The organism is Clostridium amazonense (assembly GCF_056431285.1).
The window spans coordinates 282,116-308,711 of record NZ_JBWKMH010000033.1 but is presented as its reverse complement, the minus strand read 5'-3'; the positions used below and the strand labels follow the sequence as shown (position 1 = coordinate 308,711).

Sequence of the window (26,596 nt, the reverse complement as noted above, 5' to 3'; positions counted from 1 at the left end):
AGAAATGTGGATTTTAAGAAAATAAAAGAACAATTATTTAGTAATACAAAAGATAAAAGTAAAGAATGTATAAATGATGAAAAAGAAGATAATAATAAAACTAAAGAAAAATCAAATGGTAGAATTTATAACCTATCAGTATTATTGATAATTGGAATTATGTTGCTTATTATAGGAAGCTTTTTTAGTAAAAATACAAAACAAGCATCTATTCCAAATGACCTCAATGATTCTAAAAATATTAATAATGTTATGGTTACAGATAAAAATAATAATGAAAAAGCAGTTAATAGTTCAGTGAAAGAAAATCTTTCATATAAAGAAAAAATTCAAGGTGAACTTATTGAAATTTTACAAAAGATTGATGGAGTTGGAAAAGTTGAAGCAATGATTTATTTTGAAGGTGGAGAAGAACAAATACCAGCATTTAATGTTAATGATTCTAAAAGTAATACAGAAGAAAAAGATACAACTGGAGGACAAAGAAACATTACACAAGAAAATGGGGGAAGTACAGTAGTTATGGAGAGTGATGGATCTAAAACATCTCCACTCATAGTTAAAACATATAATCCTAAAATAACAGGAGTATGTGTAGTTGCACAAGGTGCATCAGATCAAATAACTGAACTTAGAGTGCGTCAAGCAGTTACAAATTTATTTGGTTTAAATGAAAGTGAAGTTCAGGTATATCCTATGAAAGATTAGCATATAATTAGTTAGAAATAAAAATTTTGGGGGGAATAAATATGAATAAAAAACAGACTCTAATCATTTCTACATTATTATTAGTTGTAGTATTATGTGGATATGCTGCTACTAAAGTAAACTCACCTTTATATGTAAATGACAACGAGGTTATAGGAGAAAAAACAGCTTTAAAGAACAACAAAACAAGTTTAAAAAATGAAAAGACAAAATCAACAAGTAGCACTAGTTATTTTACAGAAGCTAAGCTAAGCAGAGAACAATCAAGAAATAAAGCAACTCAATCATTAAAAAGCTTACTAGATAATGAAAATACACCAAAAGAACAAAAACAACAAGCTGCAGAAGAATATAAAACTTTAGCTTTAAGAGGAGATAAAGAAACTAACATAGAATTAGCATTAAAATCTCAAGGCTTTGAAGATGCAGTGTGTGAATTAGGCGATAAAAAAGCTAATATAGTTCTAAAAAATCAAAAAGAATTAAGTGACCAACAATTAAGACAAATAAAGGACATAGTAATAAGCAAAGCAAATATAAAAGACGTTCAAATAAAGGTAATAGAATAATGTTTGTAATCTAATTCTTTATCTGATATAATAAATCTAACAACTTTTACCTACGAGAAATAAGGGGGTACTAATATGGAAGAAAACAAACAATTTGAAGAAGTAAATGAAGAAATTGGAATTGTAAGAATATCTGATGAAGTTGTAAGTATTATAGCTGGATTAGCAGCATCTGAGATAAATGGCATTATAGAAATGAGTTCAAAGACAGGTGAAATAACGCAGTTATTTCCAATGAAAAAAAATGTATCTAAAGGCGTTAAAGTAACACTTGAACAAGATAGTGCTATGATAGATCTACATGTGGTTGTTGAGTATGGTGTTAATATATCTGAAATATCTTATAAAGTTCAAAATAATGTAAAAAGAACTGTAGAATCAATGACAGGATTAAATGTTTCTGCCGTTAATATATACATTCAAAACGTTATACTCCCTAAACCAGATAAAGAAGAAAAAAAAGAACAAGAAGTTTAATAAAAAGAAGCCTTCAATGTACGTTGAAAGGCTTCTTATTATTTTTATATAATTAAAATTAAAACTTAATTTCACAAATAGGTATATTTTATGATATAATTATTTTCGTTTGAAAATAATTGAATAATATATTGTCATATTAACAATAATTAAAAAAGAACTTAAATTACATATTAATTTTAATTGATAAATATTATTTCGAATGAAAAAGTATTATTTTAGTATAATAACAAATATTAATCATATTGAAGCCATGAGATATGGCTTATATATAGGAGGAAATTTATGAATAGAAGAAAAACTAGGGAAATAGCTATGAAGCTATTATTTGAAATGTCAATTAGCAAAGATAATTATATGGAGACTATAAATAATTTTAAAGAAAACACTGATACTAAAATAGATGATGTAGATTTTGAGTATTTAATAAGAATGCTAAAAACTGTTGAAGAAAATAAAGAAAAAATAGATGAAATTATATCTAAAAATCTAGTTAAATGGACTATAGAAAGAATTTCTAAAATAAATTTAGCAATTTTAAGATTAGCTACAGCAGAAATATTATTTGAAGAAGATATACCAGAGAAGGTTTCTATGAATGAAGGAATAGAACTTTCAAAGAAATATGGAGAAGATAACTCTTCAGCCTTTATTAATGGAGTATTAAACAGTATAATAAAGAATATATAGTATATATTGTATTAATAAAAGGGGGGATTTCAATGGGCATTAAAATAGACGGAAAAGAAATCGCTAAAGCTCATAGAGAAGAAATAAAAAGAAATATTGAGGAAAAGGTTGCTAAAGGTGTTAGAAAACCATCCATGGTAGCAGTATTAGTAGGAAATGATGGGGGATCAATTTCCTATATGAAAAATCAACAAAAACTTAGTGAATCTTTAGGCGTTAAATACACTTCAATAATATTGGAAGAAAGTATAACAGAAGAAGAACTTTTAAATGAAATAAAAAACTTAAATGAAGATAAGAATGTTGATGGAATAATACTTCAATTACCATTACCAAAGAAATTTAATGAAAAACTAATAACTTCTTCAATAAATTATGAAAAAGATATTGATGGACTTACAGATGTTAATATTGGAAAGCTATATAAAGGTGAAAAATGTTTTATACCATGTACAGCTAAAAGTGTTATAGAAATAATAAAATCTGTAGAAAATAACATAGAAGGAAAAAAGGCAGTTATCATAGGTAGAAGTAATATAGTTGGTAAACCAGCAGCACAACTTCTATTAAATGAAAATGCAACAGTTACAATATGTCACTCAAGAACTAAAAACTTAAGTGAAGTATGCAAAGATGCAGATATTTTAGTATCTGCAATTGGAAGACCAGCTTTTGTTACAAAGAATTTTGTAAAAGAAGGAGCAATTGTTATTGATGTAGGAACAACAATGGTAGAGGGGAAAATTAAAGGTGATGTACTTTATGATGAAGTTATAGATATAGCATCACTTGTTACACCAGTGCCAGGTGGAGTTGGAGCTATGACAACAACAATGCTTATAAAAAATACATGTGAGGCATGGGAGAAGAATGTATAGTAAAATAATAACAGTATCCACTTTAAACAATTATATAAAAAAGACATTAGATAATGATTTTATACTTAGAAATGCAAATGTAAAAGGTGAATTATCCAATGTTAAAATTCATAGTAGTGGACACATTTATTTTTCACTAAAAGATAATTCTTCAAAAATAAACTGCGTTATGTTTAAAAGTAATGCAAATTCATTAACATTCATACCAGAAAATGGTATGAATGTTCTTGTTAATGGGAGAATATCTGTTTATGAAAAAGAAGGTGTTTATCAATTATATTGTGATGGTATGGAAATTGATGGGGTTGGAAATTTATATATAGAATTCGAAAAGCTTAAGAGAAAATTAGAAGAAGAAGGATTATTTGACTTTGAAAATAAAATAGACATACCTATGTTTCCAAGAAAAATAGGTGTCATAACATCTAGTACAGGTGCAGCAATAAGAGATATAATAAATGTTACAAGAAGAAGAAATGATAAAGTAGATATTTTAATATATCCATCATTAGTACAAGGAATTAATGCTAAATATGATATAGTTAAAGGAATAGAAAAATTAAATTCTATTACTGATATTGATGTTATAATATTGGCAAGAGGTGGAGGGTCTATAGAAGAATTATGGGCGTTTAATGAAGAGATTGTAGCAAGAGCTATTGCAAAATCTAAAAAACCTATAGTTACGGGAATAGGACATGAAACAGACTTTACTATAAGTGATTTTGTTAGTGACAAGAGAGCATCAACACCATCACAAGCAGCAGAAATAGTAGTGCCAACAATAGAAGAATTAAATGAAAGATTATTAAATATAAGAGGAATGCTTACAAACAACATAAAATCTGAAATGTTGAAAAATAAAAAAAATTTAGAAATGTACGAAAAAGTACTTGAACTAAATAGCCCTAAAAATTTTTTAGTTAATCAATACAATATTATAGATAATAAAAAAGAAATATTAGGGCATAAAATGAAAAAGATATTGGAATATCAACTAAGAGAAGTGCAAAAAAACTATGAACTTTTAGGAGCACATAATCCATTAAATATATTAAATAAAGGATACTCTCTTATATATGATAATGAAAAACATGTAATATCTTCAATAAATGAATTAAAAGATGAAAAAAAGGTAAAGATTTTACTAAAGGATGGAAAAGGAACCTTTAAAATAGAAAGGATGAATGAAGAGTAATGCCAAGAAAAAAAGAAAGTTACGAAGATAAACTTTTAAAGCTTACTGATATTATAAATGTAATGGAAGATGGAGATCTTACATTAGATGAATCTATGAAAAAATATGAAGATGGTATAAAATTATGCAATGAACTTTATAAACTTCTTAATGCTTATGAAGGAAAGATAAAAGTACTATCTGAAGACAAAGAAGAAGAGTTTGAAATAGTAGAGTAATATGAGATTAGTGAGGAATTAATTATGAAAAATAATGATTTTAAAGTTTTAATAGAAAATTATATATTGGATTATTTTAATTCGAAACCTAGTGAAATTAAAGAGTATTTAAAGCCAATGGTATATAGTTTGACTATAGGTGGAAAGAGAATAAGACCAATTCTTTTACTTTTGACATATAGTTTATACAAAGAAGATACTTCAGAGGCACTTCCATTTGCTACAGCAATGGAAATGATACATACATATTCATTAATACATGATGATTTACCAAGTATGGATAATGATGATTTAAGAAGAGGAAAGCCAACTAATCATAAAGTCTTTGGAGAAGCTAGAGCAGTTTTAGCTGGTGATGCACTTTTAAATGAAGCTATGATATTAATGTTTAATGAATGTATGAATGCTGAAATGAGAAAAATAAAAGCTTCTAATATAATAGCTAAATCTGCTGGAGCAGAAGGAATGATATTAGGGCAAATCATAGATATTGAAAGTGAAGGAAAAAGCATATCGGAAGAAATGCTACTTATGATGCATAAAAATAAAACGGGTAAACTTATAAAAGCATCTATATTGGCAGGTGCAACACTTGGAGAAGCAAGTTCTGATGAACTAAAAATTCTTGAAAAGTATGGAGAAAATTTAGGGTTAGCTTTTCAAATTAAAGATGACATATTAGATTATACTGGTGATGAAAAAATTGCTGGAAAAAGTTTAAGTGATAAAGACAACTTAAAAACAAACTTTATAACAATGTGTGGAATGGATGAATGTAAGAAACAGTGTATTAAATTAACAAATGAATGTATAGAGTTATTAAACTCTCTAAAAGGGGATACAACGGAGTTGAAAGAACTTACAGAATTTTTACTGGTTAGAAATTATTAGTAAGTACAAAGCAAAATTATATAGTAGATAGGATGTTTGAAAAATTTTGAACTTATTTTATGACTAATGTGTCCAAAATGATAGTGATGACTTTAAAAAAATATCAATTTTGATATTTTAATATGATATGATATAATTTTACTTGCAAATAGCAAAATAAAAACTAAAATATACATTTATAATAAAGTTTAAAGTGATTTAATCGATAAATAAATAATTATTTTATTGTATAAATATATACTTTTATACAAATTTATATATTTATATATGAAATGGGATATATGATGGGAAAATTACTATTTATATAAAATTATAGATAATATATTTTTTATGGTTACAAAAATAATATATTTTGTAAAAGAGGATAATGAAAATGACAAAATACTTACATGATTATAAGGATTTTAATAGTATTAGGTACATGAATTTAGTAGAGCTAAATGAATTTGCGGGAGAAATTAGAGAGTTTTTAATAGATAAAGTTTCACAAACTGGAGGACATTTAGCATCAAACTTAGGAATAGTTGAGCTAACTATTAGTTTATTTAATGTATTTGACTTTAATAGTGACAAAGTAATTTGGGATGTAGGACATCAAAGTTATGTTCATAAAATATTAACTGGAAGAAAAGGTGACTTTGACACATTAAGATCATTTAATGGATTAAGTGGATTTCCTAAAAGGGAAGAAAGTATATATGATTTCTTTAATACAGGACATAGTAGTACATCTATATCTGCAGCAGTTGGTATGGCTCGTGCAAGAGACCTAAAAAAAGAAAACTCAAATGTTATTGCTGTCATTGGAGATGGTGCTTTAACAGGTGGAATGGCTATGGAAGCGTTAAATGATGTGGGAGATAAAAAAACAAAAGTCATAATTATATTAAATGATAATGAAATGTCCATATCTAAAAATGTAGGGGGAGTATCTTCTTACTTAAGTGAAATAAGGCTTGATAATGGTTATAATAGACTTAAAAATGACGTAACCAACAAGCTTGAGAAAATACCAAACGTTGGTAAAGGAATGGTAAATTCCATACATAAAATTAAAGATGGCATAAAACAAATTTTAGTACCAGGAATGTTTTTTGAAGACATGGGAATAAAATATTTAGGTCCTATAGATGGTCATAATATAAAGGAAATGAGTAAAGTTTTAAAAATGGCTAAAGAATATAATGGACCTGTAATTATACATGCTATAACTAAAAAAGGTAAAGGCTATACTTTTGCAGAAAAATTTCCAAATAAATTTCATGGTGTAGGTCCATTTAATTGTGATAATGGAAAGATGAATGGAAGTAGTAGCAAAAGCTACTCTTCAATGTTTGGAGATACAATGGTTGATATTGCAAAACAAATGCCAGAGGTTGTTTCAATTACAGCTGCAATGCCAGAAGGTACTGGTCTTGGAGAGTTTTCTAAGAAGTTTCCAAAAAGGTTTTTTGATGTTGGTATAGCAGAACAACACGCAGTCACTATGGCAGCAGGTATGGCAGTTTCAGGATTGAAACCTGTATTTGCAGTTTATTCAACTTTCCTTCAAAGAGCATATGACCAAATAGTACATGATGTAGCACTTCAAAATCTACCGGTTGTATTTGCTATAGATAGAGCAGGAATAGTAGGGCAAGATGGAGAAACACATCAAGGTATTTTTGATTTATCATATTTGTCACATATACCAAATATGACAATTATGAGTCCTAAATGTGTTGATGAACTTAAAGAAATGCTAAAATTTGCAGTGAATGCAAATTATCCGATTGCTATAAGATATCCAAGAGGTGGAGACAATCCTAATGTTCATTTATCATCAATGAAAGCTATAGAAAAAGGTAAATGGGAAGTGTTGCAAGAACCTAAAGGGAAAATAGCAGTTATAGCAACTGGAAAAATGGTTCAAAGTGCAGTTTTAGTAAGAGAAAAGCTATTAAATGAAAATATAGATATTACTGTTGTAAATGCGTGTTTTATAAAGCCTATAGATACTAAATTAATAGAAGATTTAATAGAAAATGGCTTTGAAAAAATAGTAACAATCGAAGATAATGTTATTAATGGGGGTCTTGGAACACTTGTTTTACAACACGTAAATAAAATTAATAATAATATAAAAGTTATTAATTTAGGATTTAACGATGAATTTATACCACATGGAAATGTAGATATTTTATATAAAACATATGGATTAGATTCTAATGGAATTTATAACAAAATAAAAAATGAATTGTAAACTATAGAGTTATAAACTAAAATTTAGTTTATAACTCTATATAGGGTTTTAAAGTTAAAAATTAAGTTGTTTATATTTTAATTAAGAATTAACGATGAAAAATTCATTCTCTAAAGTAAACTTTTTATGGAGAAAAATATTATATTAATTTTATTTGAAGTACAAATAAAACATTGTATTAATTTTATTTGAAGTACAAATAAAACATTGTAGCTGAGATTTCAATACCCGGTGATATTCACCATTATTGTTAACTGTTAATTGGTTACAAATATAAATATAAATATAAACATAGTAATAAAATTCAATACCGCTAACATAATTTGATAAAGAAATTATTTTTAATTTGAACTTGGAACCCTATAGATAAAAAAATAAAGATGAACATATTTAGAGTTACATAAAGGAGTTTATATGAGTGATACTTTAATAAGGGTAGATGTATTAGTATGTGATAAAGGATTTGCTACATCTAGAGAAAAAGCAAAAGAATATATAAGTGAAGGTAAAATTTATATAAATGGAAAAAAGGAAACAAAAGCTGGAAAAAAAGTAGATGAAAATTCAGAGATAGAATTTAAAGGTGAAGTTATTCCATATGTAAGTAGAGGTGGACTAAAACTAGAAAAAGCAATAAAACAGTTTGAAATTGAACTAAAAGATAAAATTTGCTTAGATATAGGAGCTTCAACTGGAGGATTTACACACTGTATGCTAGAAAATGGAGCATCTAAAGTGTATGCTATAGATGTAGGACATGATCAATTAGTTAGAGAGTTAAGAGAAAATCCTAAAGTTATATCAATGGAAGGTGTAAATATAAGATATGTAACTAATGATGATATAGGAGAACTATGTGATTTTGCTTCAATAGATGTATCTTTTATATCTTTAGAAAAAGTTATTCCAGCTGTTTCAGAACTTTTGAATGAAAATGGAACAGTAGTTGCACTTATAAAGCCACAATTTGAAGTTGGTAGGGGAAAAGTAAATAAAAAAGGTGTAGTAAAAAAAGAAGAAGACCATATAAATGTACTACTTAAAATAGTAGCACTTTTAGAAGGTTTAAATTTAAAGGTGGAAAAGTTAGATTATTCACCAATAAAAGGACCAAATGGAAACATTGAATACTTAATTAACTTTAAAAAAAGTAAAAATGAAATAGATAAGAGTTTTGATATATATAAAGTTTCAAATCTAGTAAAAGAAGCACACTCAAGATTATCACTGGAGGAAGTATGAAATTTATAGGTATAAACATAAATTCTACAAAGGATGTAGATGGGAAAATAATGACACAAGTAGAAGGACTTGTGAATAAGTATTTTAAATCTTGCAAAATTAAGAGGTTTTATGATTCAATAGAATTAGACAATGAAGAAAATAGAAAATTAGATTTTGTTATTGCTCTTGGTGGAGATGGAACTATACTAAGAGTTGCAAGAGCAGTAGAAAAGTTTGAAACACCTATTCTTCCTGTAAACATAGGACATTTAGGTTTTTTATCTAGTATAGAATTTTCAGAGATAGAAGAAGCAATAAAAAACATATTAGAAAATAAATATAGTATAAGTAAGAGAATGATGATTAAATGTTCATTGCCTAAAAGAGACAAAGAAATTTATTATTCTGCACTTAATGAAATAGCTATATTAAAAGATACATTAGCAAGTGTTGTAAGCTATGATATATATATTGATGATACATTTTATATAAACTATAAAGCTGATAGTTTAATAATAGCTACACCAACAGGATCAACAGCTTATTCGTTATCAGCAGGTGGACCTATTATTTATCCTACATTGGATGTTATTTCTGTTACACCTATTTGTCCAGTATCAGTAGGAATTAAAACAATAGTGTTACACTCAGAAAATATATTGAGGATTAAAGTTGATTCTCATAATGAGAAGGTTTATTTATCTGTAGATGGACAGTCTGTTATAGAAATAAATAATGGTGAAGAAGTTGTTATAGAAATTCTTCCAAGGAAGTGTAATTTAATAAAATTTGAAGACTATAATTATTTTAAATTATTGCGTAAAAAAATAATTTCGAGGTCTATAGAGTGTGAGGGTGATAATTCGTGAAAAGTTTACGTCATGAAAAAATTTATGAAATAATAAAAAATGAAGATATAGAAACACAAGAGGAATTGGCTGAGAAACTAAGAGAAGAAGGTATAAGCGTAACACAAGCTACAGTATCAAGAGATATTAAAGAATTAAATCTTATAAAAATTTTATCACACAATGGAAGATATAAATATGCTGCATCTACAAAATTAAAAGGATATAGTCCTAATGCCATGGCAACTATGTTTTCTAAAACTGCAATATCAGTTGAAAGAATAGATAATTTTTTAGTTGTAAAAACAATATCAGCATCAGCAGCTTTAGCGGCAGATGCATTAGATTCTTTTGAATTTGATGGTGTAATTGGAACAATAGCTGGAGATAATACAGTTTTAGTAATTACAAGAGGCCAAGGGAAAACAGATGAAGTGTTAAGAGAAATTGAAAATTTGATTCATAGATAGGATGATAGATAGATGTTATTACAATTAAATATAAAGAATTTTGCATTAATAGAGAATTTATCAATCGATTTTGAAAATGGATTTAATGTTCTATCCGGAGAAACTGGAGCAGGAAAATCTATTTTAATAGATGCAATTAACTATGTATTAGGTGGAAAATTTAATAAGAATTTAATAAGGGTTGGAACAGAAAAAACAGTAGTTGAAGCTATATTTACTTTAGAAAATGAAAAAACCAAAGCGATACTAGAAAACTTGGAAATTGATTGTGATGATGTTGTAGTAATAACAAGAGAAAGCTTTAACACAGGCAAATCAATAGCAAAAGTTAATGGGAAAACTTTAATATTATCTAAAGTTAAAATGTTAAGTGAAACTATATTAGATATACATGGACAACATGAAAATCAAAATCTGTTAGATAATTCTAATCACATAATATACGTAGATTCTTTTGGAAGTGAAAATATTGAAAAGCTTTTAATTGAATATGAAAAAATGTATACAGAACTTGCAAACATTGAAAGTAAAATTAGAGAACTAAAAGGAAACAATAACGATAGAGAAAAAAATATGGATTTCATAAAATTTCAAATTGATGAGATAAATGGAGTTAATCCTAAAATTGGAGAAGACGAAGAACTAGAAGAAAAATTTTCTTTTTTATCAAATGCTGAAAAAATAGAGAAAAGTTTAGTTTTATCTTATAACTATTTAAAATTAGGTGGAGATGAAGTACCTTCTTTAATAGACAATTTATCTTATGTTATTAGAGAATTGAGAACTATAGAAAATAATAAAACTGAAATAAAAACTATAGCAGATTCATTAGAAAGCTCATATTATCTTATAGAAGAAAATATTGATGAAATAAGAGTGTTAAAAGACAATATTTATTATGATGAAAAAGAATTAGAATACATAAATTCAAGAATATATCAGTTAGGCGTTTGTAAGAAAAAGTATGGAGAAACTATAGAAGAAGTTTTAAAACATAAGAAGCAATTAGAAGAAAAATATGATGAACTTTCTAATAGTGGAGAAATAATAGAAAAATTAGAACAGAAAAAAGAAGTAATTCAAGAAGAAATGAAAAATAAAGCTTTAGAAATTCATAATATTAGATTAGAAATAAGTGCTGAACTTGAGAAAAAAGTTAAACACGAATTAGATTACATAGGACTTAATAAAAGTGTTTTTAGAATAGATGTTAAACTTACAGAGCAGTTTTATATTAATGGAATGGATAAAGTTCAGTTTAACATAGCTACAAATCCAGGACAACCACTACAGCCCTTAGAAGAGATAGTATCTGGTGGAGAACTATCTAGAATAATGCTAGCACTAAAAACAGTTTTTGTTGATAAGGATGAAATACCAACAGTTATATTTGATGAAATAGACACTGGAATAAGTGGTAGAATAGCACAAAGAGTTGGAGAAAAAATGTATTTAATATCTAAAAATCACCAAGTATTTTGTGTAACTCACCTTCCACAAATTGCAAGTATGGCAGATCATAATTATTTAATAGCTAAAGAATCAACTGAAAATACTACAGTAACAAATGTAAGGAAAATGAGTAAGTGTGATAAAAAATATGAAATAGCAAGAATGATTGGTGGTAGTGAGGTAACTAAGCTTACATTAGAAAATGCAGAAGAAATGATTGAAATGGCTGAGATATTAAAAAGAAATATAGTTTAAAAAAATTTTTAGCAATAATTATTGCTAAATTTTTTTTTATAATAAAACATACATATAAAAAATAAAAAATCATAAAATAATGCTATGACTTTTTTGCAAATTAAAAAAATAATTCTACAATTACATAAATTAAAATTTAAAAACAATAAAAATATGTAAATATAATGAAAATATTACAAAAGGTTAAAAATAATTTAAAATTTAAAAAGATATAAAGAATATACTATAATATAAAGCATTTAATTTAAGACTAAGAAAAGTCTAATAAAATAAATATCATTACAAAAAGTGTATATGAAAATAATACAATTAACTAATTATTTTAACTTTTAAAGAAATATAATATCAACATAATATGAACAGAATGAGGGAAATTTAAAATTATAAAGTTGCAAGGAGGTATAGCATTATGAACAAACATAGAAATACTATATTATCATTTATTACAGCTATAATGCTATTTGTTAGTATAAATATATATAATAATGTATATGACAAGATAGAACTAGCATTTAAGCTAAATAAAGATAATGTTTGTGCATTGGATGAAAGTAATAATGCAAAAGAACATGACATTGATTTAAAAGTAAGTAATATTAATAATGAAAGTATACCTACAAAAAAAGATTTATATGCTACAACTTCCGAAATAAAATTATATCCTGGAGGTCAGCCATTAGGTATAAAATTAAATACAAAAGGTGCTTTAGTAATTGCTATTTCTGATATAGAAACTGAAAAAGGTATAATAAGTCCAGGAGCAAAAGCTGGAATACAAATCGGTGATAGTATATTAAAAATAAACAATGAACAAGTACAAAGCTCTGAAGATGTAGCAACTTACATTAATAGATGCGATGGAGAAGAGGTAAAAATTACAGTTCAAAGAAAAGATGAAGTATTGCAATTAGAATTAAAACCTGTAAAAAGTTTAAATGATGATAAATATAAAATAGGATTGTGGGTTAGAGATTCTACAGCTGGAGTAGGAACATTAACTTTTTATGATGCAAAAAGTAAAAAATTCGGAGCGTTAGGTCATCCAATTACAGATGTAGACACGGGAAATATAATGTCTATTGCTAATGGTGAAATTTTGTCTTCTAATATTGTGTCAGTAAGAAAGGGTACTAAAGGAAATCCAGGAGAATTAAGAGGAATATTTATAGAAGAAGAAACTTCTCTTGGAAAAATTGAAAATAACACAGAATGTGGAATATTTGGTCAAGGTAAAGATACATTAAAAAATCAAGTTTATAGTGAACCTTTACCAGTTGCAAAAAGAGAAGAAATAAAAGTAGGACCGGCAAAAATATTAACAACCGTAGAAGGAACTGAACCTAAATTTTATGATATTGAAATTGAAAAATTATTAACACAAAGTTCTCCAGGATCAAAAAGCATGGTAATAAAGATAACTGATGAAAAATTTTTAGAAGAGGTGGGAGGAATAGTTCAAGGTATGAGTGGAAGTCCTATAATACAAGATGGTAAAATTGTAGGTGCTGTAACTCATGTTTTAATTAATAAACCGGATACTGGTTATGGAGTTTATATAGATTGGATGTTAAAGGATGCAGATATTTTATCAAAATAGATAGATTTTTTCAGTAAAAAATAATAGAATGTATAAGAGAGGGTTCTTATGCATTCTATTATTTTTAATTTAAAAATAAAATTTTTATTTTTTTTAGTTAAAAAAAAGGATTTGAAACACTTTTGTCGAAACTATAAAATGTTAGAAAATGGTAATAAGTGAGAAAAGGGGAGTATAACAATATGGAACAAAATAGTATAAGTGTACTTATAGCAGATGATAATAAGGAATTTTGTAATATTCTTAATGACTATTTATTAAGTCAAAAGGATATAAATGTTGTAGCTATAGCAAAGGATGGGCTAGAAGCGTTAAAACTTATTGAAGAAAAGAAACCTGATTTAGTAGTTTTAGATATAATAATGCCACATTTAGATGGATTAGGAGTTTTAGAAAAATTAAACAGCATGAGTTTAGATCCAATGCCACAAGTTATAGTTTTATCTGCAGTTGGACAAGACAAAATAACACAAAGAGCAATAACATTAGGAGCAACTTATTATGTTGTAAAACCATTTGATATGGATGTATTTACAAAACGTATAAGACAAATGTTCAATAATACAATCAATACAGATGAAAATGTAAAAACAATTGTAGCATCAGAAGTGCCAGCAGTATCTAAAACATTAGAAAGTGGCCCAATAAACCTAGAAACAGAAATTACAAATATTATTCATGAAATAGGCGTGCCAGCTCATATAAAAGGTTATATGTATTTAAGAGAAGCAATTACATTAGTAGTAAATGATATAGACTATTTATCAGCAGTTACTAAAGAATTATATCCAACAATTGCAAAAAAATATAACACTACAGCTTCAAGAGTTGAAAGAGCTATAAGACATGCTATTGAAGTGGCATGGTCAAGAGGACAAGTTGATACAATAAACAAACTATTTGGCTATACAGTACACAATGATAAAGGCAAACCTACTAACTCAGAATTTATAGCAATGGTAGCAGACAAATTAAGATTAAGAAATAGAGTAAGCTAATTAAAGAATTATTAAGGAAATTAGCGTGAAAAGGTATACTTTTGTCGAAATGCTCTAATATTGTTTTGAATAGTATGAAAACAAGGAAAATTTATTATCGATATAAGTATTATAAAATCAATATTTTAAAACCAATAAACATAGTTTGAAACCAATAAACTTCATATAAGAGTTTTAAAAAGACCTTTAATGTAAAAAAATAACATTGGAGGTTTTTTTAATGCTCAAAAATAGAAATATTGATTATGTGATAGATGATTTTATGATTTATTGTGTAAATAAAGATTTAACAAGAAAAACAATTGATAATTATGAGAAATGTTTAAGGTTGTTTGCTAAATATATTCAAGATACTTTCCATGTAACAGAAGTAAGCAAGATAACAGAAGATATGTGTAGGGATTATATAAATTATACGAAAGATCGTGGAAAATATACTTTTACATCAGATGTCAACAGAGAGTATATAAACAATCCTAAAAATCGAGAAGATTATGCAAAAAAAGTTAGTATAACAACAATTAATAACTACATTAGAAATTTAAAAGTATTTTTTAATTTTTTAGAAAATGAAAGAATTATAAAGAAAAATCCAATCACTAAAATTAAACAATTTAAAAATAAAAGAATATCTAAAAGTCAATTGACGGATGTGGAGTTTAAAAGATTATTGCAGAATTTGGATACAACAAAGTTTAGCGAATTTCGGGATTATGTAATAATTCAACTAATAATTGACACAGGAATGAGAATTGGAGAAACTTTAGCAACTAGTGTAGAAAATGTAGATTTAGATAGAAGAGCTATACTTATACCAGCAGAAATTAATAAAGGTCGTAGAGATAGATACGTATTTTATTCAAATTCTATGTCTAGATTGCTTAGAAGGTGGATGCAATATAAAGATAGATATGCTGAATCAGATTTATTATTTTGTACAAATAGAAGCACTCAGTTAGCGATAAGTAATTTTGAAAAAAACTTTAAAAAATATTGCGATAGAGTAGGACTTAAAAATATAACACCTCATGTGCTTCGTAATAACTATGCGAGAAGGTTTTTAATGGCTGGAGGGGATATTTATACTCTTTCAAAATTATTAGGACACAGTAGTGTTACAGTAACGGAAAAGGCATATCTGGACTTAGCAACAGAAGATATAAGAAAAAACTACCAAAGATTTAGTCCTTTGGAAAACATGAGGATGTAATTTTTAAGTAGATATGTTTTATTTATTAAATATTTAATTAGTGGTTATATGTAGCCAGTTAGGTTATACATTAGGGGATTTATGGGTAGTTAGGAAACTGTTATCAAAAGGATTAAACAGTAAATGAAGGTAAAAAAGGTTAAAAAATAAGTAGGTACTCGCAATACCTACTTTGACTAATAATTTTTTATTTAAAGTAATCAAAACTGAATATAGAAAAATCTATAAACTGTTTCTACTTCTATTGTATCAAAAAAAATTAGAATTGCAACAGGTGTGTTTCTTATACCCTTTTTTAAGTAATGGTTTATAGTAGATGAAATGCAGTAACATCTATAAAAACTAGGTTAGTTAAGCCAATGCAGCAAAGTTAACTGTTATATAAAGTGCAAGTGAATTACTAATATTATAGCTTGTAGAAGGTGTTTATGTGACGTAAGGTGAGCAACAACCAATACCCTGAAATAATAGTTGTGGTGGTAGTTTGGCGATATAATTATCGGGTAGAACTTAGTAATATAATACATTTAGGACAAGCTATAAATGGTAAAACTAAGCATTAGCAATATTAGTATTAATAAAACTCAACAATACTCAACCAAGTATTAAAAAATTAATAGTTATCTACTTATGTTCATAATTAATTAATTTTTTTTATGAATATAGGTAGATAACTATATGCCAAAATCTAACAAGCCTAACCAAGTAATAAGATTTTAAAATTATAGTATAGAATAAAGATAGAGTTAGGGTGTAAGAAAAATAGATAAGATTGGGTAAGAACCTATGGCATAATAGAAAATAGGGTAAATGGAGGATAGGACAATGGATAAAGATATTAATAAAGAAAAATTAGAAGAATTAGAAAAAGAGATGAAGGAACTAGAAAAGGATAAGAACAAGAGATGGAAAGGCATAGGAAAACGAAAGGGAAATAATGATAAGAGTGAAACTAAGAACAAGGTAAATAAAAATAAGGAAAAGGATAATTCAGAAGATGGAGAACAATTAAAATTAAATATATAATTGTTATAAAATAAAAATACTTCTACATTTAAGTATATCATATGAAATTATGGATATAATTACAAAAAAAGCGTAGAGGTGATTGAATGCGAGATAATGAAAAAGTGAGTCAATTATTAAAATATGTAGAGAATGGAGAACTGGTATTACCAGATTTTCAAAGAAGTTTTGTATGGAATTCAGAAGACACTAGAGAATTATTAGTATCACTAATAGGCGATTATTTTATAGGATCAATGCTTGTTATTGAAGGTGTAGGTAAGACAGAATCTGATTTTGCATTAAATTTAATAGAAGGTGTGAAGGAAAAAAATAGAAAGGCAGAAATATCTTCATTTGTGCATATAGTCTTGGATGGACAGCAAAGAATTAGCTCTTTGTATTATGCTTTAAATGAACCTAATTTCAATTTAAAAAACAGTAGACATCCAACTAAATTTTATTTTGATGTAGACAAATACATAGATGGAGATATAAATGGGTCTGTTATAGCTGTAAATATAAACAATAAAAGTAAATTGAATACTATAGAAAATAAAAGCAGAATTATACCCTTTTCAAAAATGAAAAATGATGATGCATATATTGTTGATTTATTTAAAATGGATAGCAATTTTAATACTATAACTAACATAGTTAAGGATTTTAATAATAGAGAAATTAATATAGTTAAGTTAAATAAAGACACACCTATGGAAAAAATATTAGAAATTTATGAACGAATAAATAGAACTGGTAAGCAATTATCTATATTTGAATTAATGATAGCTAAAATGTATAAATACGGAATAAATCTTAAAAACTTATTAGAAAAAGCTGAAAGAAAATATGAATTTTTAAGTTCAAAGCACATTAAACCAGAGATGATACTTAAAGTTATGGCTTTAATAAGTATAGGTGAATGTAAAAAGAAGAATATATTTGAATTAGATAATGAAAATTTTGAGCTATATTGGAATGAAGCGTTGGATTCGCTGGACGAAGCTTATTGTAGAATAACAGACTTAAAAAATGGATATGGTGTTTTTAACTATAATAAATGGATGCCCAATACAACAGTCATAGTACCATTAGCAGCAATGCTTAATTTTGTAAAAAAACATAAACTTGAAAAAATAATAAATTATGAAAAAATAGACAAATGGTATTGGTGTACAGTTGTAAATTGTAGATACGACCAAGGGGCAGATTCGAATTCATCGAGTGATTACAGGGCTATTAAAGAATGGATAAAATATAATAAAGTTCCTGAATTTCTTAAAAAAATGGACTATAAAAATGAGATAGATAAATGCGATAATGGTAATTCAGCACTATATAAAAGTATAATGAATTTAATTGTATTGAAAGGTGCATTAGATTTTCAGACGGGAAATGCTCCACAGTTCAATTTTAATAATATACAACAAGATCATATATTTCCTTCATCCCGATATAAAGAGAATAGTATTTTAAATAAGACAATAATATCATCATCTAATCAAAAAAAAGGATACTTAAAACCATCAGATTATTTTTCAGGATTAATAAAAGAAATGGGTGAGGAATATATGGCAAAAATATTAAAAACTCATTTGATATCTGAAAAAGGATTGAAGTGTTTATTAAATGACGATTTAGAAGGATTTATGACTTATAGAAAAGGGGATATATTGAAGGAAATAGATAGATTGCTAGAATATAAAAAAGCTACTGAGGTTTAATTTACCCAGTAGCTTTCATACTTTTTTATCATCCATTCAGATCCCACCTATTTTTAACAAAAAGAATTGAATTTATCGCAAAAAACTAAAAAAGACCTATTCTTGATCTTCATCTTCCATTATCATAAACTCGTCTAATTTACAATCCAATGCTTTTATTATTTTTAACATAGTCTCCAGTTTTATTTGTGTACTTTTATTTTTATAAATCTTAGTAATACTATTAATATCAATTCCAGTTTCTTTGGCTAACCAATATCTTGTCTTGCCTTGTTCCTCAAGTATTTCTTCAAGTCTAAATTTTATCATTTCTTAATACCTCCAATAAGTTATCCACAATTTCTAAATTTCTTTATATTTATTATATCATTATTGTGGATAACTTCAATAGACCGATTAAGTAGTTAACAGATTGTTTACAAATAGACTATTTACAACTAGTGTAGTGAGTGCTATACTAGTAATTGTAAGGGAGAGATTAGAAGATTGTTAGAAAAACAGAGATTAGAAAAAACAGAGATTAGAATGACCCAAATTATTTAAACTAAGGGTGTATTATCTGCATCCTTAGTTTAAAAACACCAAATAAAAAATCGAGAAGGAGAGATTAGAATGAATAAAATAGTAAATTTAGAAGAAATAAGAGAGATGCTAGAAGCAGATGAACAACACATAACATTTGTAGATGAAGTAGATAGAACTGATGATTGGAAAAATAACCTTGTAGAAATCAAAATTGCTGGACATAACGAAATACCTTGCAGAGTGGCAACGTTAAAAGAAGCAGTAGCATTAAATTTAAATTATAAGTTCATAAGAGTAGCAGAAGGCATATATATGCAAGAATATAAAGTAGATCAGGACTATGAATGCTTAGAAAAAATTTACGTAAATATTAGTTGGGCTAAAAGTGTAAGAGAGAAAGAAGTAAAATATCATGTGTATTGCCCTATGTATTGTTTGAATTCAAAAAAAAGTTTGACCATTTAATAGAAATGTATGGACAAGCTGGAAAAGATATGATAGTCTTAAAGGGAACAATAAAACTCAAAAAAAATAAACATAGACATCCGACTGACTATGTTTATATCTTCGTATATTTTTATATCAATATACATTTATATCCGTTTATTGTTTTCTTTTTACATGTTTTCTATTGTTTTAGAAAGTAACCAATACTATTCTAAATGGTATTTAATAACTAGATTACTGTAATATAATAACTATTATCTACAGTAATTCTTTCATTAACTAAATTATATAGTAGGGTTAATGATAAGTCAAGGGTTTTTGTGAAAAAAATTGAGTTCCAACGATTCCGGGTGTTTCATTGTAACTATTAAATTTATAAATATATATTATAAGAATTATTAATAACTTAAAAGAAGGGTAAAAGGTGAGAAAGAATGAACAAAGAAATTAAAATTAAAGTAGCATGTGAGAAAATAATGCAATTAGAAAATGATAGTGTTGAAATTGTAAGAGAAAATGATTTGCAAGGATTTTATCACTTAACACAAACATTTGCAAAACCATATTTAAAAATTGAAAACGATGGAATGGTATTAATTAATAATAGAGAAATATGTAAAGCTGAAGAAATAGAAGATATAGAAAAACATAATTTAGAAAATGGAATTGAAAGCATTACTATTTTTCATCAAAAATTTAATGATGTAAATGAAGATAAAACTGTATGGATTATACGTAAACATATTAATGAAAATAAAATAGATGTTCAAAAGGGATTTTAAACAATAACATAATAAAAGATTAATTTTAATAGAATTTTAAAAACATATAACAGGTTTAGGTGAGGTTGCAACAGTACCTCGCTTTATTCCTATCTATAAAACATATTAAGGGGAATGGCACTTGCTTGGTCTACGACACTCGCTGTGCCGAAGTGGTGCAATTAAAATAATAAATAAAAATAATTTAAAAAAATGGGGAGGAAATTATGGAGAATTTACAGGCATTAAAAGACTTACAAAAGGAAGAGAATGAATTAATAACAATTTATAATCTAAACGGAGAAGTAACGCTTAAAAATCAAGGTGAGTTTGATGAGGATGTATTAGAAACTTTTAAAATAAAAGTAAACAATAACTTCTTATTTAGAATGTTTTTTAATTACAAGGGAATTCAAATAACCGATAAAATTTTTACAGATGATATTATAAAAGTTAATTTACCAAATAAAGAGAAAACAGCTTATAAAATACTTACGGAAGGTTTGATATTTAATGATACTGAGTATTTACCACTTATAACAAGCCCTACACTAATGAAGCAAGAAAATACAGAGTGGGAAGAAGATAGTAAAATAAGCACTAAGTGTACATATTTATTTATTAAAAAAGAATACATAGAATTTAAAGAGATATTTGAAAATTGTATTTCGTTCGGAAAGTTAACTGACAAAAGAAATAAACAAGAAAAGTTATGTATAAACAAAGACATAATCGCACGTTTAAGTTTAGCATTATCAGGATCTTACAGAATAGCATATCAGCCTAACATAGTGATATTGAAAGAGAAAAAATATAAATACACAAGTAGATATGTGACTTTTAACCAAGACTTTGAATTAACACCAGTAGCAGACGAAGAAAAAGACACACTAACACAAGAGCATGCTTTTGCTGATGGAGCTGGTTTTATGAGTCCAGGCATGGCTAGAATAATTCAAAATGACCTACATGTAGATTATCCTGTAGATTTTGCAGTAATTAGACACTATGCAGGTTTGGCAGTCAAGGGATTGGTAGTAAAAGCAGACTTTGTTAAATACTTTAATGATAATTACACTAAAGATACAGATACTTTTTGGAAAGATGAAAAGGGGGATTTTTGGGTACTTGATTATTTCGGACAATCTAAAAATATAAGTAAAGCTGATTTAATTTTAAATGAAAGTCAAGTTAAGTGGGCCAAGTGGTGGAAAGAAGACAATAAAATAGTTGATATAGATAAAGAAATAAATAGATGCTTAGAAAATCCATACTGCGATAATTACAGAGGTCTATTAAATAGCTTATATGTTACTAAAATAAATAAGAAGGAACCTAAAAAATACAGTAGAACAAACTATCAGTTAATTTCAAACTTAGCACTTACACCAGCAGAATTAAGGCAATTATCAGAACCAACAGAACAGTATTTTAAAGATATAGTAAGTAATCAAGATATAGATAAAATGAGATTATTCCTTGGTGATATAGCAAGAAATGAAGAACAACAATTAAGTGCATCAACTAAAATTCACTATTTGCTTCAAGCTAATGAAGATTTTGCTAAGACTAAAATTTGTAATAACGTGATGAATAAATTAACTAGAAAAAAAATAAAACAGATACAAGGTGGTAAGTTCTATGTGCGAGGTAATTTTAAAATATTAGCACCAGATCCCATTGCATATTTAAACCTAATTATGGGAAATGCAGAAGAATATAAATTACATGGAGCATTAAAAGAGCATGAATTTTATGTACCACAAGAAACAGGAAAAAGAACCTTATCAAGAAATCCATTAAATTCATTTTCAGAGATTCAGAAAGCAAATTTAGTTAAAAATGAAACTTTAGATAAATATTTTGGCAATCATACAAGTGAATTATTGTTTTTAAATGCAGTAGATGATACAGCAATGTTGATGTCAGGTGCAGATGAAGACGGAGATATGGCACTTTGCGTAGATAATGATATTATTTACAATGCAGTGGTACCTAAATTAAATATAGATGGAAATGAATATGATTTTATAAATCCTGCAGATGGAGATAAAAAAGAAGAAATATTCACAGAACAACAATTATTAATAAGTTCATATATTGCAAGTGGAAATAAAATCGGCAAATTATCTAACCTGGGGATAGTTGTATCTAATGCAGCACAGGAATTTAGTTATAAGATAATTAAAGAAAATGGTGATATTGAATTTAGAACTTATAATCAGATGTATAAAAAATATTTGGAAAAACATGTAGATGATACTGATTATGATAGTTATAACAATGAAATAAAAAAATTAGCAAAAGAAATGCAACAGTATAACACTAAAGATGAAATAGAAAGATACACGGATAAAATATGTGATATTAAAGAAAAACGAGATAAAAAAATTAGAAAAGCATTTAGTAATAGAATTGAAAAATTAGTTGAAGTGGGAAGATTACATCAAATAGACACATTGTCAGATGATGAATATAAACAACAAATAATTAAACAATTCCATAAATATGCACCTATATCATATTATGCTTTAAAATTACAAATGATGGCTATAGATGCACCTAAAACAGGAAAATTCGATGAAGTAGCTGAAGGTGAAAAACTATTAAGCAATACAATTAAACAAGCCTTTGAAAAAATAACTAAACCTACTTTCATTCAATACAGTAAAGCTAAAAAAATATTAGATGAAAAAGAAAAAGAACGAGATAATAGAAAATACAGATATACACACTCTTTATTAAATATGAATATACCACAAGTAAGAAAAAATATTTATAATGCGGATATAACAGATGATGTTGCGGAAAAAATAAACAAAAAATCTAATGATACTAAAACAGAATTACATAAAACACTTCTATTTAATAATGCAGATATGGATTTTACTTGTTTAGCAGAAGTAAGACAAGCATTTGATAATTGGAAAAAGGCTAGAAATAAATGGACAACTAAACCAGTAAAATATAGAACTCAAGAAGATTTGGATAAAATTAAAGAAATAAAGGACAAGTATTTAATAGAAGATAGAAGCCAATACTTGGATATAATCGATTTGAACACAATAAAATTAGTTGATGCATTGCAAGAAAAATACAATATAAATCAAATTGCGAAAGGTTTAATAAATGCAGATGCAGATTCACAATTTATTTTAAATTGTTGCTGGGATACTTTAAAACCAAAAATAGATGAACAATATGATATTATTTCTCAATACATTGAAGATGAAAATGGTAAGTATGAATGGCTATTTAAAAAGTATAAAAAAATAGATGCAACTAGAAAAGGGGTAGATTTTACGAAAGAACAAATAGAAAAATTAGAAAAAAGGCTAAGTATCAAACTAAATTTTAAATTAAATAGCAATAAAGAACTTACACAATTAGAAAACATAACAGTAAAAGCAGAAGATGATAATTACAATGTGTATGTAGATTTAGAAAACGTAGGCACATTGTTTGAAGATCATAAGAAAAAATTCAATGTTGAATTACTAGACACCGAATTACAAATAAAAGAATTTAAAATGCATGAAAGTGTAAGTAGAAAAACAAATAAAAAATATTACTGGATTGAATGCTATTATTTATTATTAGATCAAGTAGCTTAATTGATATAAGGGGGTGTTGATTTAATGCCCCTTGCTAAAAATAAAATTGGTGATGGAAATAATATCCTTTTAGCGAAAATACAAATAAAAAATGGAGGATTATTAATATGGAAAATAAAGAAAGAAAATATTGTTGGATAACTGATAAATACCTAGCCGATTGTATAAAGTATATATCAAAAGAGAATTATTTTACTTTTGACGATAGGTATAATAAAGGTGAAAAAGTGTATAGTTTTAAAAATACATTTAAAGTTAAAAAAGCATTAGAAATAATATTAAATACAAAACAAGAATTAAATAATTAAGAAAGAGAAAGGATAGAGAAGAATTATGAGAGAAAACGTAACTAAAACAGTTGAAGTAGGTTTGAGTGGACATACAATAGTAACAGCAAAGAATACAACTTATAATGAGTTAATAACTATGAAAGAAATTGAATCATTTAAAAAAGATAAAGTACAAATTTTAATAGGTGGTACTGGAACTGGAAAAACATATTTTATAAATAATAAATTGGTTAATTTTTGTAGAAAAAATGATTATAAAATATTGTACTTATGCAACAGAAGAAGATTAAGAAAGCAAACAGAAGAAGATGTGAGAATGACTAATAATAGCGATATTATAACAGTTGTAAGTTATCAATGGTTAGAAAATAAAATAAATAATAGTGAAAGCATAGAAAAATATGACATAGTAGTTGCGGATGAATGTCATTATTTTACAAGTGATAGTCAATTTAATGATGTTACAGATTTAAGTTTTAACTGGATTTTAAATCAAACTAATTCAATTAAAATATTAATGAGTGCTACTTGTGAAGAATTACATAATAAGTTATACAATAAAGGATTAATTCAATATACATATAATATTAAAAAGAATTATAATTATGTTACAGAAATAGGATTTACAAAAGGTAAAAATAACATACAATATTCACTTGAATCATTATTATTAAATGCACCTGAGAATGAAAAAATAATTTATTTTTGTAGGACTAGCCAAGATGCTTATGATTTATATAGAAAATATGAAAAAGATGCTTGTTTTTATGTAAGTGAAAGTAATAAATATTCTAAATATAATACATATGTAAACAAAGAAAATAAAGACATATTTATAAGAACTAATACTGAAGATGGTAAGCAACTTATAACATTTTCTAAAAGACTTTTAATAACAACTTGTGTTTTAGATAATGGAGTGAACATTATAGATAGAAATGTTAAGCATTTAATAATAGATTTAGTTGACATAGAAAAATTAATACAATGTTTAGGAAGAAAAAGACCAATTGATAAAGAAGATACTTGTAAATTTTATATAAGAAATTGGAGCAAAGGAGAATTAAATCAATATAAAGGTGGACTTTTAAAAGATTTTTTACCTGCTGCTTGCTTTAAAAAAGATAAAGAAGAATTTTATTCTACATATTTAAAAACTGAAATACAAGCAAGAAAATTTAAAAATAGTTTAATGTATAACAATAAAGATGGTTATCAATTAAATGAAATGAAATATGATAAATGTAAACAAGATATAATTAATATATGTTTTATGACAAAAGACGATGAACATCATTCCTTTAAAAAAACTTTAATCAATACAATGGACAATGAACTATGGGATAGAGTTGTGGATTTTGATTTTATAAAAGATAAGGAAAAAAATGAACTGGAAAATTATTTAGAATCAATCACAGGTAAAAAATTATTTAAAGAAGAACAACAAGAATTGAGTAATTTAATAATAAAAGAATTAACAACTATAGGAAATAATGTTGATTACAGGACTAAACTTTTAAAACCTTCAAGTATAGAAACTTTATTAAGAGAACAATTAAAATTACAATATGCAGTAAGTAAATCAAAAAAAGAAAGTAAAGGTGAAAATCGTGGAAAAAGATATATAATGATAACAAAAATAAACTAAAATGTTCCACTTTTACTACAAAACTATATATAAGGTAAAACAGTAAAACTGGAACAAACTATAATTATAACATTTTAAATAATAATAAGTCAAGTATAATGAAGTTGATTAATAAAAAAAAGAAAATTAAATCAATATACGCGGGGGTGTGGGGGGTGCGTTGGTAGGCTATAATTTAGAGATTGTAGGAATGTTAATGACGTACAAGCTCTTTATAGGCTAGATGGTCAACCCCCCACTATATAAGTAAGCAAGTAAAAAAATAGTTTAAGAAGTGACAAGTTTTATTTAATAATCTAAGTCGATTTAAACGACCGAAATATTTCGTTTGATAGGTTTTTAAAGGAACTATCAAATAATAAACTCTTATAAATGGCTTAGATTGGTAGGGCAATCTCACGTACAGACGATATTAGAGTGCTTCAGTAATAAATACTCATAAAGGGTTAAAAGAATGGCTGTAAATGAGATATATTTTAATTGGTAACGGTGGTTTATATTCACCGTCTTTTAAATATATTAATTAGTCTTAAACCTTCCGAGGGTTTTATAGTCGTTTTAAAACGAACGCTTCATTGTATATTAGATAGATGGCACACCGCTTACGCTACGCTGCTAAGTGCCGTTATGTGAAAGATTATTGTGATGTTAAATTCT

The 26,596-nt window shown here is 26.4% G+C and carries 24 protein-coding genes; 23 read left to right on the top strand and 1 reads right to left on the bottom strand.

Annotated elements, in window-relative coordinates:
- Positions 1–6: 6 nt before the first annotated feature.
- From spoIIIAG to AC07E4_RS16045, 18 genes are all read left to right on the top strand, one after another.
- Positions 7–708: a stage III sporulation protein AG gene (gene spoIIIAG, locus AC07E4_RS16130; protein WP_040329349.1), complete on the top strand. Its 702-nt coding sequence runs from the start codon at positions 7–9 to the stop codon at positions 706–708.
- 41 nt (positions 709–749) lie between these two features.
- Positions 750–1,277 carry a SpoIIIAH-like family protein gene (locus AC07E4_RS16125; RefSeq protein WP_040329347.1) on the top strand — a complete coding sequence of 176 codons (528 nt, stop codon included), beginning with the start codon at positions 750–752 and terminating at the stop codon, positions 1,275–1,277.
- Between the two features lie 75 nt (positions 1,278–1,352).
- On the top strand, positions 1,353–1,754 hold the full coding sequence (locus AC07E4_RS16120; protein WP_040329346.1) for an Asp23/Gls24 family envelope stress response protein: 402 nt from the start codon (positions 1,353–1,355) through the stop codon (positions 1,752–1,754).
- A 285-nt stretch (positions 1,755–2,039) separates the two neighbouring features.
- Positions 2,040–2,444: a transcription antitermination factor NusB gene (nusB, locus tag AC07E4_RS16115; RefSeq protein ID WP_040329344.1), complete on the top strand. Its 405-nt coding sequence runs from the start codon at positions 2,040–2,042 to the stop codon at positions 2,442–2,444.
- A 32-nt stretch (positions 2,445–2,476) separates the two neighbouring features.
- Complete coding sequence (locus AC07E4_RS16110) at positions 2,477–3,322, top strand: bifunctional 5,10-methylenetetrahydrofolate dehydrogenase/5,10-methenyltetrahydrofolate cyclohydrolase (protein ID WP_430829746.1); 846 nt, start codon at positions 2,477–2,479, stop codon at positions 3,320–3,322.
- Entirely contained in the window at positions 3,315–4,520 is a 1,206-nt protein-coding gene (gene xseA, locus AC07E4_RS16105; protein WP_430829747.1) for an exodeoxyribonuclease VII large subunit, read from the top strand. The genes AC07E4_RS16110 and xseA overlap by 8 nt, the downstream gene beginning before the upstream one ends.
- On the top strand, positions 4,520–4,738 hold the full coding sequence (locus AC07E4_RS16100) for an exodeoxyribonuclease VII small subunit (protein WP_040329340.1): 219 nt from the start codon (positions 4,520–4,522) through the stop codon (positions 4,736–4,738). The genes xseA and AC07E4_RS16100 overlap by 1 nt, the downstream gene beginning before the upstream one ends.
- A gap of 24 nt (positions 4,739–4,762) precedes the next feature.
- A complete protein-coding gene (locus AC07E4_RS16095; RefSeq protein ID WP_478216985.1) occupies positions 4,763–5,629 on the top strand; it encodes a polyprenyl synthetase family protein in 867 nt (288 codons plus the stop codon).
- A gap of 373 nt (positions 5,630–6,002) precedes the next feature.
- Positions 6,003–7,871 carry a 1-deoxy-D-xylulose-5-phosphate synthase gene (dxs, locus tag AC07E4_RS16090; RefSeq protein ID WP_040329337.1) on the top strand — a complete coding sequence of 623 codons (1,869 nt, stop codon included), beginning with the start codon at positions 6,003–6,005 and terminating at the stop codon, positions 7,869–7,871.
- 414 nt (positions 7,872–8,285) lie between these two features.
- Complete coding sequence (locus AC07E4_RS16085; protein ID WP_040329336.1) at positions 8,286–9,113, top strand: TlyA family RNA methyltransferase; 828 nt, start codon at positions 8,286–8,288, stop codon at positions 9,111–9,113.
- Positions 9,110–9,964, top strand: coding sequence for an NAD(+)/NADH kinase (locus AC07E4_RS16080; RefSeq protein WP_040329335.1), 855 nt, complete (start codon positions 9,110–9,112; stop codon positions 9,962–9,964). Before AC07E4_RS16085 ends, AC07E4_RS16080 begins: the two co-directional genes overlap by 4 nt.
- Positions 9,961–10,413, top strand: a complete 453-nt coding sequence (locus tag AC07E4_RS16075) for an arginine repressor (protein WP_040329334.1) — start codon at positions 9,961–9,963, stop codon at positions 10,411–10,413. Before AC07E4_RS16080 ends, AC07E4_RS16075 begins: the two co-directional genes overlap by 4 nt.
- A 12-nt stretch (positions 10,414–10,425) precedes the next feature.
- Entirely contained in the window at positions 10,426–12,120 is a 1,695-nt protein-coding gene (recN, locus tag AC07E4_RS16070) for a DNA repair protein RecN (RefSeq protein ID WP_040329333.1), read from the top strand.
- A 409-nt stretch (positions 12,121–12,529) separates the two neighbouring features.
- Positions 12,530–13,717 carry a SpoIVB peptidase gene (spoIVB, locus tag AC07E4_RS16065; RefSeq protein WP_081771021.1) on the top strand — a complete coding sequence of 396 codons (1,188 nt, stop codon included), beginning with the start codon at positions 12,530–12,532 and terminating at the stop codon, positions 13,715–13,717.
- A 182-nt stretch (positions 13,718–13,899) separates the two neighbouring features.
- A complete protein-coding gene (spo0A, locus tag AC07E4_RS16060; protein ID WP_040329330.1) occupies positions 13,900–14,715 on the top strand; it encodes a sporulation transcription factor Spo0A in 816 nt (271 codons plus the stop codon).
- A gap of 220 nt (positions 14,716–14,935) precedes the next feature.
- The gene (locus tag AC07E4_RS16055) at positions 14,936–15,925 is read left to right on the top strand and encodes a tyrosine-type recombinase/integrase (protein ID WP_478216984.1); all 990 of its coding nucleotides are present in this window, start codon (positions 14,936–14,938) and stop codon (positions 15,923–15,925) included.
- Between the two features lie 825 nt (positions 15,926–16,750).
- Complete coding sequence (locus AC07E4_RS16050; RefSeq protein ID WP_478216983.1) at positions 16,751–16,951, top strand: hypothetical protein; 201 nt, start codon at positions 16,751–16,753, stop codon at positions 16,949–16,951.
- Positions 16,952–17,037: 86 nt separating this feature from the next.
- Entirely contained in the window at positions 17,038–18,654 is a 1,617-nt protein-coding gene (locus AC07E4_RS16045) for a GmrSD restriction endonuclease domain-containing protein (protein WP_478216982.1), read from the top strand.
- A 96-nt stretch (positions 18,655–18,750) separates the two neighbouring features.
- On the opposite strand, the gene AC07E4_RS16040 is transcribed toward AC07E4_RS16045, so the two are convergent.
- Positions 18,751–18,963 (bottom strand): helix-turn-helix domain-containing protein, encoded by a 213-nt coding sequence (locus AC07E4_RS16040; RefSeq protein ID WP_478216981.1) that lies wholly within the window; start codon positions 18,961–18,963, stop codon positions 18,751–18,753.
- Between the two features lie 303 nt (positions 18,964–19,266).
- On the opposite strand from AC07E4_RS16040, the gene AC07E4_RS16035 reads away from it, so the two are divergent.
- From AC07E4_RS16035 to AC07E4_RS16015, 5 genes are all read left to right on the top strand, one after another.
- Complete coding sequence (locus AC07E4_RS16035; protein WP_478216980.1) at positions 19,267–19,644, top strand: hypothetical protein; 378 nt, start codon at positions 19,267–19,269, stop codon at positions 19,642–19,644.
- A gap of 416 nt (positions 19,645–20,060) precedes the next feature.
- Positions 20,061–20,408, top strand: a complete 348-nt coding sequence (locus AC07E4_RS16030; RefSeq protein ID WP_478216979.1) for a hypothetical protein — start codon at positions 20,061–20,063, stop codon at positions 20,406–20,408.
- Positions 20,409–20,614: 206 nt separating this feature from the next.
- Positions 20,615–24,001 carry a hypothetical protein gene (locus tag AC07E4_RS16025; RefSeq protein WP_478216978.1) on the top strand — a complete coding sequence of 1,129 codons (3,387 nt, stop codon included), beginning with the start codon at positions 20,615–20,617 and terminating at the stop codon, positions 23,999–24,001.
- Positions 24,002–24,108: 107 nt separating this feature from the next.
- Positions 24,109–24,309, top strand: coding sequence for a hypothetical protein (locus AC07E4_RS16020; RefSeq protein ID WP_478216977.1), 201 nt, complete (start codon positions 24,109–24,111; stop codon positions 24,307–24,309).
- 25 nt (positions 24,310–24,334) lie between these two features.
- Entirely contained in the window at positions 24,335–25,939 is a 1,605-nt protein-coding gene (locus AC07E4_RS16015; protein WP_478216976.1) for a DEAD/DEAH box helicase family protein, read from the top strand.
- Positions 25,940–26,596: the final 657 nt, after the last annotated feature.

Bases quoted from the DNA above. Each gene is read 5' to 3' on its own strand.
- AC07E4_RS16125 (WP_040329347.1), top strand. From the start codon at position 750: ATGAATAAAAAACAGACTCTAATCATTTCTACATTATTATTAGTTGTA.
- AC07E4_RS16120 (WP_040329346.1), top strand. From the start codon at position 1,353: ATGGAAGAAAACAAACAATTTGAAGAAGTAAATGAAGAAATTGGAATT.
- nusB (WP_040329344.1), top strand. From the start codon at position 2,040: ATGAATAGAAGAAAAACTAGGGAAATAGCTATGAAGCTATTATTTGAA.
- AC07E4_RS16110 (WP_430829746.1), top strand. From the start codon at position 2,477: ATGGGCATTAAAATAGACGGAAAAGAAATCGCTAAAGCTCATAGAGAA.
- xseA (WP_430829747.1), top strand. From the start codon at position 3,315: ATGTATAGTAAAATAATAACAGTATCCACTTTAAACAATTATATAAAA.
- AC07E4_RS16100 (WP_040329340.1), top strand. From the start codon at position 4,520: ATGCCAAGAAAAAAAGAAAGTTACGAAGATAAACTTTTAAAGCTTACT.
- AC07E4_RS16095 (WP_478216985.1), top strand. From the start codon at position 4,763: ATGAAAAATAATGATTTTAAAGTTTTAATAGAAAATTATATATTGGAT.
- dxs (WP_040329337.1), top strand. From the start codon at position 6,003: ATGACAAAATACTTACATGATTATAAGGATTTTAATAGTATTAGGTAC.
- AC07E4_RS16085 (WP_040329336.1), top strand. From the start codon at position 8,286: ATGAGTGATACTTTAATAAGGGTAGATGTATTAGTATGTGATAAAGGA.
- AC07E4_RS16080 (WP_040329335.1), top strand. From the start codon at position 9,110: ATGAAATTTATAGGTATAAACATAAATTCTACAAAGGATGTAGATGGG.
- recN (WP_040329333.1), top strand. From the start codon at position 10,426: ATGTTATTACAATTAAATATAAAGAATTTTGCATTAATAGAGAATTTA.
- spoIVB (WP_081771021.1), top strand. From the start codon at position 12,530: ATGAACAAACATAGAAATACTATATTATCATTTATTACAGCTATAATG.
- spo0A (WP_040329330.1), top strand. From the start codon at position 13,900: ATGGAACAAAATAGTATAAGTGTACTTATAGCAGATGATAATAAGGAA.
- AC07E4_RS16055 (WP_478216984.1), top strand. From the start codon at position 14,936: ATGCTCAAAAATAGAAATATTGATTATGTGATAGATGATTTTATGATT.
- AC07E4_RS16050 (WP_478216983.1), top strand. From the start codon at position 16,751: ATGGATAAAGATATTAATAAAGAAAAATTAGAAGAATTAGAAAAAGAG.
- AC07E4_RS16045 (WP_478216982.1), top strand. From the start codon at position 17,038: ATGCGAGATAATGAAAAAGTGAGTCAATTATTAAAATATGTAGAGAAT.
- AC07E4_RS16040 (WP_478216981.1), bottom strand. From the start codon at position 18,963: ATGATAAAATTTAGACTTGAAGAAATACTTGAGGAACAAGGCAAGACA.
- AC07E4_RS16035 (WP_478216980.1), top strand. From the start codon at position 19,267: ATGAATAAAATAGTAAATTTAGAAGAAATAAGAGAGATGCTAGAAGCA.
- AC07E4_RS16030 (WP_478216979.1), top strand. From the start codon at position 20,061: ATGAACAAAGAAATTAAAATTAAAGTAGCATGTGAGAAAATAATGCAA.
- AC07E4_RS16025 (WP_478216978.1), top strand. From the start codon at position 20,615: ATGGAGAATTTACAGGCATTAAAAGACTTACAAAAGGAAGAGAATGAA.
- AC07E4_RS16020 (WP_478216977.1), top strand. From the start codon at position 24,109: ATGGAAAATAAAGAAAGAAAATATTGTTGGATAACTGATAAATACCTA.
- AC07E4_RS16015 (WP_478216976.1), top strand. From the start codon at position 24,335: ATGAGAGAAAACGTAACTAAAACAGTTGAAGTAGGTTTGAGTGGACAT.